The sequence below is a fragment of the uncultured Nostoc sp. genome (genome assembly GCF_964245445.1).
GTDB lineage: Bacteria > Cyanobacteriota > Cyanobacteriia > Cyanobacteriales > Nostocaceae > Nostoc.
In genome coordinates, this window is the sequence record NZ_CAXTNE010000151.1 from 1 (window position 1) to 18,859 (window position 18,859).

The following is an 18,859-nucleotide window of genomic DNA, read 5'->3' on the forward strand; positions in this document are numbered from 1 at the left end:
CCACTCCCCACTCCTCACTCCCCACTCCCCCTTGATAAGTACGACAAACCAACGGCATATTCGCAGAAAATCTTTCTAGACGGGTTCCATCTACAGCACTGTCTAGAAGTACTTGCCACTTAGCGGTAAATGCATCATCTGATTGTCGGTCAATTATTGGTAAAAACTTACACCGTGAGATTAAATCTAAACTCCATCGGGCAACTTGCGACCAAAAACGTAAATCTCCTCCTAAAAAAGCATCTTCTCCGTTAGTAGCATTTAAGGGAACAGCAGCAAGAAATTTTACTGCTTCGCTGGGGTTGAGACAAAAACCTTCAACTCGCCACGGTTGCAAATATTGCAAAGAGTCTGTGTCTAGCCCCAAACTGGCAGAATGTACAGGGAAAATCGCTGTTGTTTCTTCCTTACTGCCTTCTGGAATATAAGTTGGTAAAGCAATGATTTGCGAATACGTTGGTAAACTGATCTCAGTGGTAGTGGCGGCTTTGCGCGTTCGTCCAGTCGTAGCGATGGCTTTGCTTGCCGCAGGCATCGCAACTTGGGGTTGCTGCATGAAGTTGGTAATCGCCATGTTCTGCGAATCGCCAAAGGCGACGCTTCGCGATCGCAACCACTCATTCAACTCAAGTGATGTCATCGCCAATGGATGTAATGGTATATCTCCAGAACCATTAGGCTCGAAATTCACTCGTGGCGATCGCCAAGTTTCTCCCCAAATAAATAAACAACCATTTTGATTTTTTAGTAACCAATTACAGTGTAAAATCGTCATTTGCTAACTACTCAGATTTCCCAAATTTCAAGAATGAAAACCGCAATTATTCTACTTTTTACCTCTTCTTTATAAGATTTCACTAAAAATTACATATAATTAATTTATCTCACATTAATATTATTAATTATAATGATTTTTCCCTTAATTAAAGTTTTAAAAAACGGGATAAAAGTGGAACTAGATTATATGCATCCTCAAGAACAGGAGGTTGTAAGAGCATTACTGAATGTTTTATTGATTGAAGGTAAAACTTATCCCCAAAAGGAACCTCTATCTCAGGCAGAATTTTCAGCTTACTGGTTGAATAAGGATGCCTTTGTTGTCAGGACATCTGTTCAGGATGCTACACACAAACCAAAAGAAATATTAGGGGCGTTTTATTTAAAACCAAACTTCCCCGGTCGGTGTTGCCATATTTGCAACGCTGGTTTTATTGTACAACCTGGGTTACGTGGTCAGGGAATCGGGCGGTTCATGGGAGAAGCGATGCTTTTAATAGCAGCAAACCTGGGCTATGAAGCAGTAATGTTCAATTTGGTCTTTGAAACTAATATACCTTCAATTACACTTTGGCAGTCGTTAGGATTTGAGATCATTGGGCGCATTCCGCGTGCGGCGAAGCTAGGGGATGAACAAACGGTAGACGCGTTGATGATGTATCGTGCTTTGGGTTGAACTACTTATCTATCTTTGTATGTACTAGAAGTCAGTCATAGTGCATAAATGTTAGGATTGCCACAGAAAGAGAATAGCGAAAGAGAAGGAAAAAAAACTGAATGGCAGAAGTTGATAAGTCAATATCCTTCGATGGAAGGGATATTCGACTGAAAGTAGGCCTACTAGCTCCCCAGGCTGGTGGGTCGGTTTTGATAGAATCAGGGGACACATCCGTTTTAGTGACGGCTACGCGATCGCAAGCCAGAGAAGGTATTGATTTTCTTCCCCTTACAGTAGATTATGAAGAAAGGCTATATGCCGCTGGTAGGATTCCCGGAGGGATCATGCGCCGAGAAGGTCGTCCACCAGAAAAAACAATTCTCACCAGCCGTCTTATAGACCGCCCCATGCGTCCCCTGTTCCCTTCATGGCTACGGGATGACCTGCAAATTATTGCCTTAACGATGTCGATGGACGAGTTAGTTCCACCTGATGTGCTAGCAGTTACAGGCGCTTCCATCGCTACTTTAATTGCCCAAATTCCTTTTAATGGGCCAATGGCAGCAGTGCGGGTTGGTTTAGTGGGAGATGATTTTATCATTAACCCTACTTATGCAGAAATTGAAGCCGGAGACTTGGATCTAGTAGTAGCAGGTTCACCACATGGTGTAATCATGGTGGAGGCGGGAGCCAATCAATTGCCAGAGCGAGATATTATCGAGGCGATTGACTTTGGTTATGAAGCAGTGCGGGACTTAATCAAAGCGCAGCAAGATTTAGTAGCAGAACTGGGTCTGGTAATAGTGCAAGAAGCACCACCAGAAGCAGACCAGACGCTAGAAAATTATATCCGCGATCGCGCTAGTAGTGAGATTAAGAAAATCTTATCTCAATTTACTTTCACTAAACCCGAACGCGATGCCGCTTTAGATGTCGTCAAGGATGAAATTGCCACGACTATCGCCCAATTGCCAGAAGAAGATCCAATTCGAGTTGCCGCAACTGCAAATAGCAAGGCACTTGGTAACACTTTTAAAGATATTACCAAATACTTCATGCGGCGGCAAATCGTCGAAGATAACGTTCGCGTTGATGGTCGTAAACTTGATGAAGTGCGACCTGTTTCTTGTTTAATTGATGTCTTACCAAAACGAGTCCACGGCAGTGGTTTATTTAACCGGGGACTAACTCAGGTATTATCCACTTGTACTCTGGGTACACCTGGGGATGCCCAAAACCTCAACGATGACATGCAGCTAGATCAACACAAGCGTTATCTGCATCATTACAACTTTCCGCCTTTCTCAGTCGGGGAAACCAAGCCAATGCGGGCCCCAGGAAGGCGCGAAATTGGTCACGGGGCATTGGCAGAACGAGCGCTACTACCTGTGCTACCCTCAAAAGAACAATTTCCCTACGTGATTCGCATCGTCTCGGAAGTACTTTCCTCCAACGGTTCCACTTCAATGGGTTCAGTGTGCGGTTCCACCCTAGCTCTGATGGATGCTGGTGTACCAATTATCAAACCCGTCAGTGGCGCAGCAATGGGTCTGATTAAAGAAGGGGACGAAGTGCGAGTCCTCACCGATATTCAGGGCATTGAAGACTTTTTGGGCGACATGGACTTCAAAGTTGCCGGAACGGATGTCGGGATTACCGCCTTACAAATGGATATGAAAATCTCTGGTTTGTCGTTGGAGGTTATTTCTCAAGCCGTTCACCAAGCTAAATCAGCCCGGTTGCACATTCTGGAGAAAATGCTAGCCTGCATTGACACGCCACGGATTGAAACCTCAGCTTATGCCCCACGTCTATTAACAATCAAGATTGATTCAGACATGATTGGTTTGGTAATTGGGCCTGGAGGCAAGACGATTAAGGGGATTACAGAGGAAACTGGTGCGAAAATTGACATCGAAGATGATGGCACCGTGACAATTTCTGCTGTGGATGAGAACAAGGCGAAGAGAGCCAGAAACATCATCCAAGGCATGACCCGCAAGTTACACGAAGGGGATGTCTATGCAGGACGCATCACTCGGATTATACCGATAGGTGCATTTGTGGAATTTCTGCCTGGAAAAGAAGGGATGATCCACATCTCACAATTAGCTGACTACCGCGTTGGCAAAGTTGAGGATGAAGTAGCGGTGGGCGATGAAGTGATTATCAAAGTGCGCGAAATTGATAACAAAGGTCGGATTAATCTCACTCGCTTGGGTATCCACCCAGATCAAGCAGCAGCAGCAAGGGAAGCTGCGGCGGTGAATCGGTAACTCGATTTGGGATTTTAGATTAGATAAAATCTAAAATCCGCGATGCCTACTGTGAAGGCATCGCCGTATGCTTCTCTAATTATGAGCCGAACGACTGAAGTCGCAGCTACATGAACAAAGCCTGCCTACCCTGCGGGAACGCTAAGAGCGAACGCAGGCTGGATGCAATTATTAGATAATTTCCCAGTCGGGGATGAGAGATTTTTGCTGATGGTGAGTTACTTGGTTAGAAATGTAATTTGCTGTCTGCTCGATGAGATGATGACTGGCTGTAAATGCCCCGTAACCACCTTGCCATTTAAAAAATTCGTGGTATTAGGAATATAGTTTCGCCTCTAACTGTTTTAAGATCCGCTTAGGATCATTCTTATTCCCCCCAAGAAATTTCCAAGCTGCAAAACCTGCGCCAAATGCAACAACAGCAGCGCCTCCAGTCATAACACCAACCCCGCCAAGGGCTGCCATAGCAGCACTATAGGCTGCCGCTCCTGATAAAGTACCAATCGCTGTACCTGTACCAGCCACACCAAAAGCGCTGATAGCAGCCCAAGCTGTTCCAACAGCTGCTGCACTAGTTGCAACTCCTACTCCTGCTGCGATTCCTAAATTCTTTTTCTCTTCAGAATCCATTTGAGCAACATAGGCAACAGATACTAGAGCTGCTGCACCAATCAAAGCAGCTCCACCGGTTGCAACTGCTAATCCTCCCAACATTCCTAAACCACCCCCAGCGACAGAACCACCCCCTAACAAAGCTAGAGTTGCATTAGTCGCTGCGCCTCCAGAGAGAGTACCAAACGCTGCTCCTGTTCCTGCTTTTACTCCTATAGTTGTAGCGACTTTAGTAGCAGTAGGAACAACCACAGATGCCCTTTTAACTGAATCATGAACTTTTTTTACTTTGCCAATGATATCATCGTCTTCCTGAGACTTTCCCTTATGATTCGTTACTGGCTCACGCATCAGTTTGTAAATTACTTTACAATCATCTGGAATATCTGAGTTTAAAATTAGCGAGTCTAACGAATGCAAGCAAGCTTTATCAGAAACTTGCTTACCATCTCTAAGTGTAGCGTAGGCAGCAAGTAATATCTCTGCTCTGTATATATTACTTGTGATAGTAGGGGAATTATCAATCAGATTGACGATAAATAAATCAGCAGTAATTGCTCTAGATATAACACTGTATTGAAAATAGACTTGTTTTAGTTCGTTCAGAAGGAAAGAATTTTGAATGATAGAGTCAAGCTGATTGAGAACATCAAAATCAGTTATACTTTCTCCTGCTCTAATACACTGATATATTCCTTTTAGTGACTGCTTTTCAGTCTCCTCTAGCTTAGATGCAGCTAAGGCGTTTTCAATACACTCTTCAATTTTGATCAACTTAGAGTTTTGACTGGCAATTTTGTAACGCTGGTAAAATAATGAGTCACTTTCAGAGAGGGAAACAATAAAATCTAATAAGTCCTGAGCCGCTAAAGACTCACTATATTTACCATCTTTGATTAGCTGATAGACTTTTCTACATCTTTGTTTGCTTTTTGGCTTGATATCTACAGTAGTTATCAATAAGTCTACTGATTTTTCTATATTTATAGTTTTATCAAATAGAGTGTGTAGAATAAGGACAACATTATTTCCCTGCAAACCACAGTTTTTTAAGCGTAATTTATCGTCTTCTGTACTGTTGGCTGGAATATTGACTTCATAGCTTTTTCCTGACCTCAATGTAACTTTTTGAGTTCCACCTTGGCTGGCTGTCTGATAAGGTACAAAGATGTGATGTAACTCATCTTGTTTAAATTCTATATTCGATTGTGTCATGGGTAAGTAATAAATATGAGGAATTTGGTAACAAAACTGCTACTTAACTATCGCCGCTCCTGCATATCGTTAACAACCGGATAAATACCCACAACAGCGTCGAGGAATTTACAATCAACAGAAAACGCCCTTATTTTACCGTAAATTTCTTTAGCCTGCCTACGCAGGCAAAGCCTGTGTAGCTACGACTTCAGTCCTTCGGCATCGAGGCTTCCCTGACCACTTCCCCTAAAGGGGATGAAAACGCTAGCAATTTTAGCTTTTATCTTTTTTTCTCTAAGCATTTCCCCCACCCCTTTATTTAAGTTATCATTATTAATAAGTCTTTGGGTAATATTTGCATTATAGAAAAATCATGTGAAACTCAGTTAAGACAAGTAATTCAACGCTAATTCATTATTTATATTATTCGTATCCTAAGTATGTAAAGTATTTTTAAATACAGTTATTGTCTAGTTACAAATTTAGTAAATTGTCTGATCATAACGACACAATAAAAATGCGATCAAGAAGACTTTTTTTGTAACCAGTAGTAGTTTATGTAATTTGTGTGATGAATGTTCTGTCAAAAATATCATGGCTTTAGTTTTAACCATAAATAAACTGACATCAACTCAAGTCCCCACACTCAATGATTGCAGTTCACAAAGCCTGCTCAATTACTTTGAGAATTCTTGGGAACTTGAAGAAACACTCATGAAAAGTTTGGTTGGGGAAGAAACTTTTTATCTTAACCCCGATCCTTTGAGAAACCGTCTAATTTTTTATCTTGGTCACTCAGCTGTTTTTTTCATAAATAAGTTAATTGGCGTTGGTTTAATCAAAGCTGGAATTAATTCGCAATACGAAACCCTATTTGAAATCGGAGTTGATCCACAAACACCGACAGAACTCGATGCAGCTATGCAAGGGGTTAGCTGGCCTGATGTAGAAAAAGTTTGGCAATATCGAGACAAGGCACGAGAGGCAATTACAAAAGTTATTCAAAATACTCCCTTGGATCTCCCGATTCATCAACAGCATCCCTTCTGGGCTTTGCTAATGGGAATAGAACATAGTCGCATTCACTTTGAAACCTCTTCGATGCTGGTGCGTCAATTGCCTACCGATCGCCTAAAACGTCCCCAAGGGTGGAATTACGCACCTAGTAACGGTAATATTCCTAATAATGAGATGCGCCGCGTTCCAGGTGGTGTGGTGAAATTAGGAAAACCCAAGGATGATCTTACTTATGGTTGGGATAGCGAATATGGCGATCGCACTGTTGAAGTGAAACCATTTTTAGCTAGTCAATATCTCATCACTAACGGCGAATATCTGAAATTTGCTCAAGCTGGTGGTTACAACAATCCCGATTACTGGAATGCTGAATCTTGGGATTGGAAGCAACTTTACAACGTCCAACATCCCAAATTCTGGATACCCTTCCAGGATGGTTATCGCTATCGAGCCATATTCGACGAAATAGACTTACCCCTAGACTGGCCTGTAGAAGTCAATTACTACGAAGCGATCGCATTTTGTCGTTTTCAAGGCTCAGAAATCCGCTTGATGACTGAAGCCGAATGGAATCAAGCCTTACTTACCTCTGAGGATAAGCACTTATCAAGTAACTATAATCTCAACTTACAATTCATTTCCCCCAGCCCAGTGGGAATGTTCAAACCAGCTAATAGTGCTTCTGGACTTTACGATCTTAGAGGAAACGTCTGGGAATGGTTAGGGGACACTTTCAACGCTCTACCAGGATTTCAACCTCATCCGCTTTACGAAGATCAAGCAGCACCCTTTTTTGATGATAAACATCAGATGATGCTTGGCGGTTCTTGGGCTACTAATGGATCAATGGCATTACCAACCTATCGTAATTGGTTTCGTCCCTACTTTTATCAACACGCTGGTTTTAGAATTGCTCAAGATTTCAAAGGAGATTGTTGAGAATGCGACCAAATCCTATCATACCAGAATCCGGTCAAGAATCAGTTTGGGATTATCCTCGTCCGGCTCGTTTAGAAGATAGCAACAAATCAATTCGGATAATTTGTAATGGTATCCTTTTAGCAGAAACAACTAAAGCTAAAAGAGTTTTAGAAACTAGCCATCCTCCGGTTTATTACCTTCCTTCTGAAGACATTAAACTAGAATATCTGATTGAAACGCCTAAAAAAACTTGGTGTGAATGGAAGGGTAAGTGTCAATATTATGATATCAGCATCGGTGATAAGTATATAAATAACGCTGCTTGGCGATATATTGAACCCACACATGATTTTGTAACGATTCAAGAATACTATGCTTTTTACCCTAGTTTAATGGATGCTTGCTATGTAAATGATGAGCTAATTATGTCTCAACCTGGCGATTTTTATGGTGGATGGATAACTGCTGATATTGTCGGGCCATTTAAAGGTAGCCCTGGAACAATGGGGTGGTAATTTATCAGCTAACAATTCATGAACATCAGATAGACATTATCTTGAGAAGCCCACACTCACTACAAGCGGTGAGTGTGGAATGTATTTCAGTTCTTTGGCTCCTCCTTTTGCTTAAGCTTTTTTCAACCAGCTAAACATAGCGCGTAAATCTTTGCCGACTTCTTCAATTTTGTGTTCTGCTTCTTTGCGACGCAAGGCGGTAAATCCTGGTTTACCAGCTTGGTTTTCTAGAACGAATTCTCGTGCAAATTGCCCAGATTGAATTTCGCTGAGAATCTTCTGCATTTCAGCTTTGGTTTGTTCGGTCACAATCCGCGGCCCACGAGTATAATCGCCATACTCAGCAGTATTAGAAATGCTGTCGCGCATTTTAGCTAAACCGCCTTCCACAACCAAGTCAACAATCAGCTTGACTTCATGCAGACATTCAAAATAAGCCAATTCTGGTTGATAACCAGCTTCTACCAAAGTTTCAAATCCAGCTTTGATTAAAGCACTCAAACCACCGCACAATACCGCTTGTTCGCCAAATAAATCTGTTTCGGTTTCTTCGCGGAAAGTCGTTTCGAGAACACCAGCGCGAGTACCACCGATACCTTTAGCATAAGACATGGCGCGATCGCGTGCCTGACCGCTAGCATCCTGATAAACTGCAAATAGCGCTGGTACACCTTCCCCCTGTTCATAAGTCCGCCGGACTATATGCCCTGGCCCTTTTGGTGCTACCATCACCACATCTACATTAGCTGGTGGTACAATTTGCCCAAAGTGAATATTGAAGCCGTGGGCAAAGGCTAACACATTCCCTTCTTCTAGATTCGGTTCAATCTCGTTTTTGTAAATCGTTTTTTGGACTTCATCAGGTAACAAAATCATGATGAAATCAGCCGCATTGGCAGCATCTGCAACATCTTTCACAGTTAACCCAGCTGCTTGGGCTTTTGCGACTGACTTACTACCCGGATATAGTCCCACAATCACATTCAAACCACTATCTTTGAGATTGAGAGCGTGGGCATGACCTTGAGAACCATAGCCGATGATAGCAATAGTTTTTCCAGCCAAAAGGTCTAAATTGGCATCTTCGTCATAGTACATCCGGGCCATAGAAGCATCTCCTGTCAGCAAGCATCGTCATTTATTGGCAGGCTTAAGATTGTACCTTAAATTGAGTAACCACAGATGAACTATTACCCGGATTTCTCACAATATTGCTCAAAACCTTATAAAACCTAGATGACATTCGGCGCAGCCAGAGTACGATCCTGGTTGCCATATCACCTTGAAACTTAACTGCGGTAACGGTTCCAGTAGACACTATAACGTTATTACTTCCAATTTGAGTTCAAAATCGATTGATTAATCAAGCATATAACATTTGAATTGCGGTTTAAATTGAGTTAGTAAATTGAAGTAATCATCAAGTCAGACTACCAATGCTCTCCCAAGATAAACCAAATCCAAAAGATTCACCGCAAGTATCGTGCGAAACACGTCGTCAAAATATTCTGCCCACCGCCCCATTACCGGAATCTATTAGTAAAAATATCGACACTATCATTGCATTGCACAGACGTTCCGAAAAAGACGTACCACAACACCAGCGGGTTGTAGAAACGGTAACTGCTTTTTTTGGTCGTCCTGCATTCCTGTATAGTATCCTGCTTGGGATTATTCTATGGATAACACCCAATGTCTTACCACGACGTTTCGGCATACCAAGATTTGATCCTCTTCCATTTTCTTGGTTACAATTTTCACTGACTACGGGTTCATTGTTAGTGACAACAGGGGTATTGATTAAACAAGAGCGACAAGAAAAGTTAGCAGAGCAACGCGCGCAGCTTAGTCTTCAACTCAACCTGCTCTCTGAGCAGAAAATCGCTAAACTTATCGCTTTGGTTGAGGAATTACGCCACGATATTCCTAATGTCAAAAATCGCTCTGACCCGGAGGCTGAAATGATGAAGTCCCCTACCGATCCGCACGCAATTATAGATGTATTAGAAGAGACTTTAGCATCCGAGTTAGCAAGTTTCTCTCAGCAAAAAACATCAATTGAAGAATAATTGGATTTTGGACAAAACTTTATGCCTGTTACATAAATCGCAACAATACAGGTTTTGAGGTTTACCTCAGTAATACTGGGGTTAACTTCATCCATCTAGGGGTAGATTATGTCCACTTCAGCTAAATTGCCGCGCACATCTGTTTTATTTGGGAGTGCGTTATTAGGAGGGTTGATTTTCACTAGTTGTGCCTCTTCCGAACAGATGGCAAATAAGGCTGCACCTCCAATTGCAGCCGATGGCGCAGCAAATCAAGCAATAGCACCTGCTAGTGAAAGCAGTTTCCAAAAGGCGGAAGCTGCACCAATAGCCCGTTCTCGTCCCCAACTCATCAAAAAGGCAGCAATGTCTTTGACTGTCAACTCTGTAGAGAAGACTATTGATGCTGTTTCGCAAATTATCAATAAACACCAAGGGGATTTGATTGGGTTGAAACAACAACAACCCAAAAACGACAACCCGCGTTACACAGCCACAATACAATTGCGGATACCAGAGAATCTGCTAGAACCTACCCTAGAAGAACTAGCTAAATTGGGCACTGTTGAAAGTCGTAATATCACGGCAGAAGATGTGGGCGATCGCTTAGTAGATTTCCAAGCCAGATTAACCAATTTGCAAAAAACTGAAGCCAATTTGCAAAAAATTATGGATCGGGCAGGTTCTGTGAGAGATGTGCTTAGTGTTGCCCAAGAACTGAGTAATGTCCGACAAACAATAGAACAAATTGATGCCCAATTAAAAAGCTTACAAAATCAAGTTGTATATTCCACTATTACGCTGAACCTAGAAGCAGCAGTTTCTAGTACCAGTCCCCAACCTGCCTTGGGTTTGCAAGTTAAGGAAACTTGGAATAACTCTACCCATTCTTTGAGTGCATTTTCCGTTGGCTTACTTAAACTGGGTATTTGGTTAATTGTTTACAGCCCCTATTTGTTAATTTTTGTTGCTCTTGTCTATGGCTTTAGGCGTTGGCGGCGAACTCATTCACCACGTTTGACACAAACACCAGAGTCAACTATTTCTGACTAAACTTGCATAAATACTACATCTACCTTTGATAAATCTACACAGATAAACAGGGATTGAAATATTTCAAACTTTTATTGTCTGTACCTTTCTCTTAAACAATTTTGTTTATCCTGTAGTCTCGATTACTTTAATACTTTTTCAAATGTAAAGAGCAATACAAAATATATGATGACAATTTTGATACAAATTTGTTAAGAATAGTTACAATAGTCGGCATACACGATAATATTTCTTATGGTAAATTCACTTGACAATAGTCCACCCCATAAAGTATTAATCGTTGGCGGTGGTTTTGGTGGACTTTATGCAGCAAAAACACTTGCCAAAGCGGCAGTGAACGTTACTCTGATTGATAAACGTAACTTTCATCTATTTCAACCCCTTTTATATCAAGTTGCCACAGGTGCGCTATCTCCTGCTGATATCTCTTCACCGTTGCGTTCTGTCCTCAGCAAGAGCAAGAATACGAAAGTACTGCTGGGAGAGGTAAATAATATCGATCCAGAATCAAAACAAGTGATGGTAGGCGACGAAGCAGTACCTTACGACACCTTAATTGTCGCCACAGGTGCGAAGCATTCCTACTTTGGCAAAGACAACTGGGAAGAATTCGCCCCCGGCTTGAAAACAGTAGAAGATGCTATAGAAATGCGTAGCCGGATTTTTTCGGCGTTTGAAGCCGCAGAAAAAGAAACCGATCCAGAAAAACGCCGTGCCTGGTTAACCTTTGTAATTGTTGGTGGTGGCCCAACTGGTGTAGAGTTAGCTGGTGCGATCGCAGAATTGGCAAATCAAACTCTCAAAGAAGATTTCCGCAATATCGACACCTCAGAAGCCAAGATTTTGCTATTAGAAGGTTTGGATCGGATTTTGCCACCCTTTGCACCAGAGTTATCACAAGAAGCGGAAGCATCTCTAAGGCGCTTGGGTGTGGTTGTCCAGACAAAAACATTGGTAACAAATATTGAAAATGATATTGTTACCCTCAAACAAGGCGATGAAGTTAAAGAAATTGCCTCAAAAACGGTATTATGGGCAGCAGGTGTGAAAGCTTCCGCAATGGGAAAAGTCCTAGCAGAACACACAGGTGCAGAATGCGATCGCGCTGGACGGATTATCGTTGAACCTGACTTGAGTATTAAGGGACATCCCAATATTTTTGTAATTGGCGACTTAGCAAATTTTTCTCATCAAAATGGTAAACCGCTACCTGGTGTTGCACCTGTAGCGAAGCAAGAAGGTGAATATGTAGCAGAATTAGTCCAAAAGCGGCTTGTAGGTAGCAATTTGCCACCCTTTGCTTATACCGATTATGGTAGTTTGGCAATGATTGGGCACAATTCTGCTGTGGTCGATTTCGGCTTTATCAAGCTAAAAGGTTTCGTTGCATGGCTGTTTTGGCTATTGATTCACATCTACTTCTTAATTGAATTTAACAACAAATTAGTAGTAATGATTCAGTGGGCATGGAACTATTTCACCCGTAATCGTGGAGCAAGATTGATTACAGGACAAGAATCAATCACGCAGTTCGGAATTAGCGATCGCAACATTTATTACGCATCAACCGATAATAAACAGCCAGTAAATATCTAGTTGTCATTAGTCATTAGTCATTAGTCATTGGGAAAGAGGAGGCAGTTCTTTCTGGAGGCAGAAGGCAGAAGTTCTTCAATTTTGAATTTTGAATTTTGAATTTTGAATTGATTTCTCCCCGCCCTCATAAATTAGCAGTAAGCTGTTTGAGGGCGTTTTTTCATAATCAACATAATGGCAACTATTAACGACAACTACCTGAAGCTGAAAGCGGGTTATCTGTTTCCAGAAATTGCTCGGCGGGTGAATGCCTTTGCAGAAGCGAACAGTAATGCTAAAATCATCCGCCTGGGCATTGGCGATGTTACCGAACCTCTGCCGGAGGCTTGCCGCACAGCTATGATTAAAGCTGTGGAAGAAATGGGCGATCGCAATACCTTCAAAGGTTACGGCCCAGAGCAAGGTTACGCTTGGTTACGAGAAAAAATTGCTACTCAAGATTTCCAAGCACGGGGAGCCGAAATTGATGCTTCGGAAATCTTTATCTCCGATGGTTCCAAGTGCGATACGGGCAATATTCTAGAAATCTTTGGACATGACAATCTAATTGCCGTTACTGATCCCGTTTACCCTGTGTATGTAGACACTAACGTTATGGTGGGAAATACTGGGGATGCCAACGATAAAGGCGAATTTGGGGGTTTAGTTTATCTACCAATTACAGCTGATAACAACTTCACCGCCGAGATTCCCTCAAAGAAAGTCGATTTAATTTATCTCTGCTTTCCCAATAACCCCACTGGCGCAACTGCTACTAAGGAATATCTCAAGACATGGGTGGACTATGCCAAAGCTAATAATTCAATTATTTTCTTTGATGCAGCCTATGAAGCTTATATTACCGATCCGTCGATTCCGCATTCAATTTATGAAATTGAAGGTGCAAGAGAAGTTGCGATCGAATTTCGTTCTTTCTCCAAGAATGCAGGTTTTACAGGAACCCGTTGCGCGTTAACTGTAGTACCGAAGACACTCACAGCAAAAGCCGCCGATGGTTCCGATGTGGAACTATGGAAACTCTGGAATCGCCGCCAGTCCACCAAGTTTAATGGTGTTTCTTACATCGTCCAACGGGGAGCCGAAGCGGTTTACTCTGAAGAAGGACAGGCACAAATTAAGGGATTGGTGAATTTCTATCTAGAAAACGCCAAAATTATCCGCGAGAAACTCACAGCCGCCGGATTATCAGTTTATGGTGGCGTGAATGCACCTTACGTTTGGGTGAAAACGCCTAATGGTTTATCCAGTTGGGAATTCTTTGATAAGCTGCTGCAAACTATCAACGTTGTGGGAACACCTGGTTCTGGCTTTGGTGCTGCGGGTGAAGGTTACTTTCGCATTTCGGCGTTTAACAGTCGGGAGAATGTCGAAGAGGCGATGAAACGAATTACTGAGAAGTTTAAGGTGTAAGGCATTTTTTTGCATTAAGTCTGACTATCTTAGTTAAACTCAATCTGTAAGTCTCAAATATTAGGGTGGACACTGCCCACCCTATTTGAGAATCCAAGATGCTGAATATTAAGTTGCCAATAGGAGCTTTTTATGAAATTACTACGAGTCCAAGTTCCAGATTTTCGCATTTTAAAGAACGTGGACATAACTTTTGAACCAGAATTTATCCCCAGTATTTTTCCCCTTGGTAGTCAAAATGGTGGTGGTAAAAGTACACTTTTGCAATTAATTTTTGTTTTATTACATTGTTCTAGTGATTCTGAGAAAAAAGATTTTGTGAAAAATATACTTTATGGATTTACGATTAATAACAACTCTAACAAGAGAGTATTAGCCATAATTGATATCTGGAATGACGATAAAGTTGTACAGCTTGAATTTTTATCTTATAATGACTCTTATCTGAGGGAGTTATTAATATTAAATGATAAGACTGAGGTTGACAATGATGATTACCTAAAATTTTCTGCTTCCAATCAATTAGAGAAGGTTATTAATAAAATTTCAAGTACTGAAAAGGAAATACAAGATTTAGAAAAAGCTATTAATAGATTAGATAGTGTGAGAAAACTTGAGAGTACTCAGGAGAGAAATTATATATTTAGAGAGTTAATATTAGAACTTCAAAGATTTAAATTTAGAACTCCTAAACTAAGATTATTACCGACAAATACATCTATAAAAGAATTACAAGATGAAGTTCAAACAAGACTCGATATATCTAAATTAAATCTTGAAACATTTAATGAACAACGTGAACAGCTTGAACGTATTTTACAAAGAGTTTTAAAATATTTGCAATCAGAAAACCTATTATATATTTGTAATTATTCAGCTAATGGTAATAAAGATAAAGACGAAGTTTTGCTTTGCCATATAGATAACATAGATATGGACAAAGGAGAAACATTCCTGAAGGAATTATCACAAAAAATATTTCTTGCGGCTCCTTCTACACAAGTTTTTATTTTTAATTCTAAAGAATCTAGAAAACTATTATTTAAAAAGCAGGATAACGAGACTGACTACTATTCACAGCTTAAATTAGCCAAATCTAAACTATCAGGCTTTTTTACCTATGATTTTCTGGCTGTAGATATCCTTATTGAAGCCTTTAAGTCGGCTCGAGACAAAGACTTTGCAGAAGCCATCAAAAAAGGCGAGTATGGTAATAGCTATAAAGCACTGATAAATGATTTAAATATAATATTGTCTAATAAAAAAATAAATGTAGATACAGATTTATCAGGTGTCAGTTTTAAATTAGATAAAGATGGTTTAGAGCTATATCCCGAAGACCTTAGTCATGGCGAATTGAAAAGATTGAGCATTTATATGTGGATAAAGTACCATAATATAGAAAATGCAATTGTGCTAATGGATGAAATTGAAATAGCATTTCATCCAGATTGGCAATATCAAATAATTGCAGATATCAATCAATGGGCACCAAGTAATCAATATATTCTTGCAACTCACTCATACGAGTTATGTCAAGCTCTTACACCTGCCCACGTTAAGGAACTAGAACCAAAACTTTTAAAGCCAGAAGCTAAAAATTAAAGATGAGTCTTAAGTCGGAACAACTAATACAACATTGTGAAATAATCATTGGCTCTCGTAGAATTAAAAATAAGATTGTTGTACTGTGCGAAGGCGAAGGTGGTATTTGGGATACTGAAGGCAGACCGTCACCTCAGTCATATAGCAAGATGGAACAGATGCCAGATTCTAACTTTTACAAGGCGTGTGTTCCAAAATTATGGAGTCAATATCGACCAGAGTTTTTTAACTGCGGAGATCGTAAAGATGTATTAGATACATATTTTACTCTTTCAAAATTGCATAATGAAAATAAAAATAATTCATATTTAAGTTTAGAAAAACTGTTTGCAATCGTAGATGTTGATCTACAAACACAAAATATAAAAAAAGAATATAACTATAGTTTTTCAGATACAGAAGCAATTTTCTGTAATCTTTATACAAAACTCAACATAAACGAAGAAAATGCAAAACAGCATCGGATATGGGTTACGGGTTTAATACATAAAGAAGCATATTTTATCATACCTGAGCTACAACCAGTATTTGATACTTTTTCTACACTTTATGATAATAATTTTCTACTACTTAAAGAAATTTATGTGACTATGGCAGATGCTATCATTACTGATTCTGATTTAAAAAGTAATTTATCAAAAGTATCTAATCGCATTAGCCATTGCTCTCGATTAGATTGTACTGCAATAGATAAATTGAGAGATTCATGGAAAGAACAGTTTCAAAACGCTCAAAATGATACGGAGGAGAATGAGTTAATTTTAGCTTTATTGACATTCAGAAAAGCTAAGTATTACTGGAACCAAATTCAACCACCAAGTGACTGGACTTCTTCAGTTGAGACATTTAAAGATCAACTATTGTTAGAAATAGGAAGATTTTATTCAGAACAAAGCAATCATGCTAAATATCACATTCCTTGCTTTTTTAAAATATTAAGGGAATTTGCTTAATAGCTTTAAATGTATAGCATTAAGAAACCTCTTGTCGCTTAATAACTTGCGAACAACTTTAAAACCCGGTTGATTTACCTCTGCTCCCGCTTCAATCTCCTCCCATAACATTTCAGAAAACTCATCCCAACTGGGCGATTCTTCCGGGAGTGGAGCCTGTTTTATATTACCCTTTTTGTAAATTCAGGATTTCAGACACCTTTTGCCTAGCAAATTTATGTACGATTCCTTCGTCTCTTTTTGATTGAGTGGCTATTTTACTTTATACAATAGCGATCGCGCATACACGACTACTCTAACTAAACTACGTACTTTCGCAATTATCTATTAATGACATAAATAAAGGATTTACTTCCATAGATAGATGCTTTTATAATATCTATGAATACTAATTTTATTTCTAATAGAGCAAGTATCCAAAACAACTAAAATTAGTATTTATAGAAGTTAAGTGGGAAAACCGTACTTATCAGATAGGTTTTCTGTACCATATAGCTAAGTTTACCTGGATACAATCAAAGTATGGCTTAAATAATGCTGTTTTTTAGAAAATTCATACAGCATTAGCAGGAGGCGAAAATATGGGAAATCAAGTGAAAACGGCTGCTTTGCTAGCTGCGCTAAGTGGGCTTTTGATAGCTATTAGTTACTGGATAATTGGCGGTACTAGTGGCTTGATAATTGGACTCGGCTTGGCAGCAGTAACAAACCTGTTGTCCTGGTATAAATCAGATAAGATTGCGCTGGCAGTATACCAAGCCCAGCCTGTGAGTCAAAAGGAAGCACCAGGACTTTATCGGATGGTGCAGAGATTGAGCGATCGCGCTAACATTCCCATGCCCAGAGTTTACATTGTTCCAAGTCAAGGTGCAAACGCCTTTGCTACAGGGCGCGATCCAGAACACGCTGCTGTTGCTGTCACCGAAGGAATTTTGAATATATTGCCAGAGGACGAACTCGAAGGCGTTATCGCCCACGAACTCACCCACATTATTAATCGTGACACCCTCACACAAGCTGTTGCTGCTACTGTTGCTGGTGCTATCTCATTCCTAGCGCAAATGGTTAGTTACAGCTTATGGTTTGGCGGTGGCTCACGAGATGACAACAGAGGTGCAAATCCTTTGGGTGTCTTATTAACAGTAATGCTTGCGCCAGTAGCTGCGACGATTATTCAGCTAGCAATTTCGCGCACACGAGAATTCGCTGCTGATGCAGGTTCAGCTAGATTAACTGGTAATCCCCGCGCCTTAGCTAGGGCACTACAACGTTTAGAAGCTTCAGCAAGGCAGATGCCTTTAAATGCCAATCCAGCTTATGAGCCGTTATTAATTATCAATTCTATCTCTGGACAGTTTATGGGTAACTTGTTCTCTAGTCACCCTGCTACAGAGGAGCGAGTTGCAGCATTGCTGAAACTAGAGCAACAACTGCCAACAGCAGTTTATTAATTAGTCATTAGTCATTAGTGGAATTGACAATGACTTATGACTACCACTACAAGGTGCAGTTTTCATCCGAGAGTAAGCTTTGTAATTAAGGATGTTTTAACTATGACTTATAACAACATCGAATCCTTTGGAACGCCAGTAATTGAATCTACTGAATCCATAGTTATTATAGAAATTAGTCCTGAAACCGACAAATTAGTAGAAACTGAAATGGCTGGCGAAAGTGATGAAGTCAAGCGCGAAACCAAAGCGCTGATTGAGGCACTAGAAAGACGCAGCCAAGCGGAGTCAGCAGGTACTCTTACGCGTGAAACTTATTTAAAAGCTGTGCGACAAGCACGAGAATTGATTGAAGGCAGGAAAGTCAAGGAACGCGATCGCTTAGAAGACTCTTTAGCGATAATTCAGGATGAAGCCGAGAGAAACTGGCACTTAATGATGAAAGACTTAGTAGACTTCAGCTTTCGCCTGCAAAAAGCGGCTATTGCTGCTTGGGAAACTTTCAATCACCCTTACTCTCGTTAGTTCGACGAACCTCTCCCTGTTTTGAATTAAAGTTCAAGTCTGTCCCAATATGCTTGAGTTAAGGCTTGTTACTTTCAAGTGCGTCCCTTTCTGAGTCGGCTACGGTGACACGCAGGTTATTGAATTACCCCTCCCTAACCCTCCCCTTGTAAAGGGGAAGGAATTAGATGTTCTAGTTTTCCCTTTCTAATGTTGATTTAGCGATCGCATTTGTTGATTTAGCGATCGCATTTGTTGATTCGGCG

General features: G+C 40.5%; 14 protein-coding genes and 1 pseudogene. 12 read left to right on the forward strand and 3 right to left on the reverse strand.

Annotation, left to right across the window (positions count from 1 at the left end; translation table 11 throughout):
• Positions 1-775 (reverse strand): annotated as a pseudogene (locus ACFE90_RS22750) (ATP-dependent helicase); the annotation flags it as partial.
• A gap of 132 nt (positions 776-907) precedes the next feature.
• Between ACFE90_RS22750 and ACFE90_RS22755 the strand changes: the two are divergent.
• Both ACFE90_RS22755 and ACFE90_RS22760 read left to right on the forward strand, forming a co-directional pair.
• Positions 908-1,453: a GNAT family N-acetyltransferase gene (locus tag ACFE90_RS22755; protein ID WP_375504549.1), complete on the forward strand. Its 546-nt coding sequence runs from the start codon at positions 908-910 to the stop codon at positions 1,451-1,453.
• Positions 1,454-1,554: 101 nt separating this feature from the next.
• Positions 1,555-3,711 carry a polyribonucleotide nucleotidyltransferase gene (locus tag ACFE90_RS22760; protein ID WP_375504551.1) on the forward strand — a complete coding sequence of 719 codons (2,157 nt, stop codon included), beginning with the start codon at positions 1,555-1,557 and terminating at the stop codon, positions 3,709-3,711.
• Between the two features lie 315 nt (positions 3,712-4,026).
• Here ACFE90_RS22760 and ACFE90_RS22765 read toward each other — a convergent pair whose 3' ends face one another.
• The gene (locus ACFE90_RS22765; RefSeq protein WP_375504553.1) at positions 4,027-5,538 is read right to left on the reverse strand and encodes a hypothetical protein; all 1,512 of its coding nucleotides are present in this window, start codon (positions 5,536-5,538) and stop codon (positions 4,027-4,029) included.
• A gap of 576 nt (positions 5,539-6,114) precedes the next feature.
• On the opposite strand from ACFE90_RS22765, the gene ovoA reads away from it, so the two are divergent.
• Positions 6,115-7,476 (forward strand): 5-histidylcysteine sulfoxide synthase, encoded by a 1,362-nt coding sequence (gene ovoA / locus ACFE90_RS22770; protein ID WP_375504555.1) that lies wholly within the window; start codon positions 6,115-6,117, stop codon positions 7,474-7,476.
• A gap of 2 nt (positions 7,477-7,478) precedes the next feature.
• Positions 7,479-7,973 (forward strand): DUF427 domain-containing protein, encoded by a 495-nt coding sequence (locus ACFE90_RS22775; protein ID WP_375504557.1) that lies wholly within the window; start codon positions 7,479-7,481, stop codon positions 7,971-7,973.
• A gap of 111 nt (positions 7,974-8,084) precedes the next feature.
• On the opposite strand, the gene ilvC is transcribed toward ACFE90_RS22775, so the two are convergent.
• Positions 8,085-9,080, reverse strand: coding sequence for a ketol-acid reductoisomerase (gene ilvC, locus ACFE90_RS22780; RefSeq protein WP_375504559.1), 996 nt, complete (start codon positions 9,078-9,080; stop codon positions 8,085-8,087).
• Between the two features lie 329 nt (positions 9,081-9,409).
• Here ilvC and ACFE90_RS22785 point away from each other — a divergent pair, with 329 nt between their 5' ends.
• The 8 genes from ACFE90_RS22785 (at position 9,410) to ACFE90_RS22820 (ending at position 18,614) form a co-directional block, all read left to right on the forward strand.
• A complete protein-coding gene (locus ACFE90_RS22785) occupies positions 9,410-10,042 on the forward strand; it encodes a DUF1003 domain-containing protein (RefSeq protein ID WP_375504561.1) in 633 nt (210 codons plus the stop codon).
• 108 nt (positions 10,043-10,150) lie between these two features.
• A complete protein-coding gene (locus tag ACFE90_RS22790; protein ID WP_375504563.1) occupies positions 10,151-11,074 on the forward strand; it encodes a DUF4349 domain-containing protein in 924 nt (307 codons plus the stop codon).
• Positions 11,075-11,308: 234 nt separating this feature from the next.
• Entirely contained in the window at positions 11,309-12,670 is a 1,362-nt protein-coding gene (locus ACFE90_RS22795) for an NAD(P)/FAD-dependent oxidoreductase (RefSeq protein WP_375504565.1), read from the forward strand.
• A 174-nt stretch (positions 12,671-12,844) separates the two neighbouring features.
• Positions 12,845-14,080, forward strand: a complete 1,236-nt coding sequence (locus ACFE90_RS22800) for an LL-diaminopimelate aminotransferase (RefSeq protein ID WP_375504567.1) — start codon at positions 12,845-12,847, stop codon at positions 14,078-14,080.
• Between the two features lie 132 nt (positions 14,081-14,212).
• A complete protein-coding gene (locus ACFE90_RS22805; RefSeq protein ID WP_375504569.1) occupies positions 14,213-15,685 on the forward strand; it encodes an AAA family ATPase in 1,473 nt (490 codons plus the stop codon).
• A gap of 2 nt (positions 15,686-15,687) precedes the next feature.
• The gene (locus tag ACFE90_RS22810) at positions 15,688-16,638 is read left to right on the forward strand and encodes a hypothetical protein (RefSeq protein ID WP_375504571.1); all 951 of its coding nucleotides are present in this window, start codon (positions 15,688-15,690) and stop codon (positions 16,636-16,638) included.
• Positions 16,639-17,219: 581 nt separating this feature from the next.
• A complete protein-coding gene (locus ACFE90_RS22815; RefSeq protein WP_375504573.1) occupies positions 17,220-18,089 on the forward strand; it encodes a zinc metalloprotease HtpX in 870 nt (289 codons plus the stop codon).
• A 102-nt stretch (positions 18,090-18,191) separates the two neighbouring features.
• Positions 18,192-18,614: a hypothetical protein gene (locus tag ACFE90_RS22820; RefSeq protein ID WP_375504575.1), complete on the forward strand. Its 423-nt coding sequence runs from the start codon at positions 18,192-18,194 to the stop codon at positions 18,612-18,614.
• Positions 18,615-18,859 lie beyond the last annotated feature (245 nt).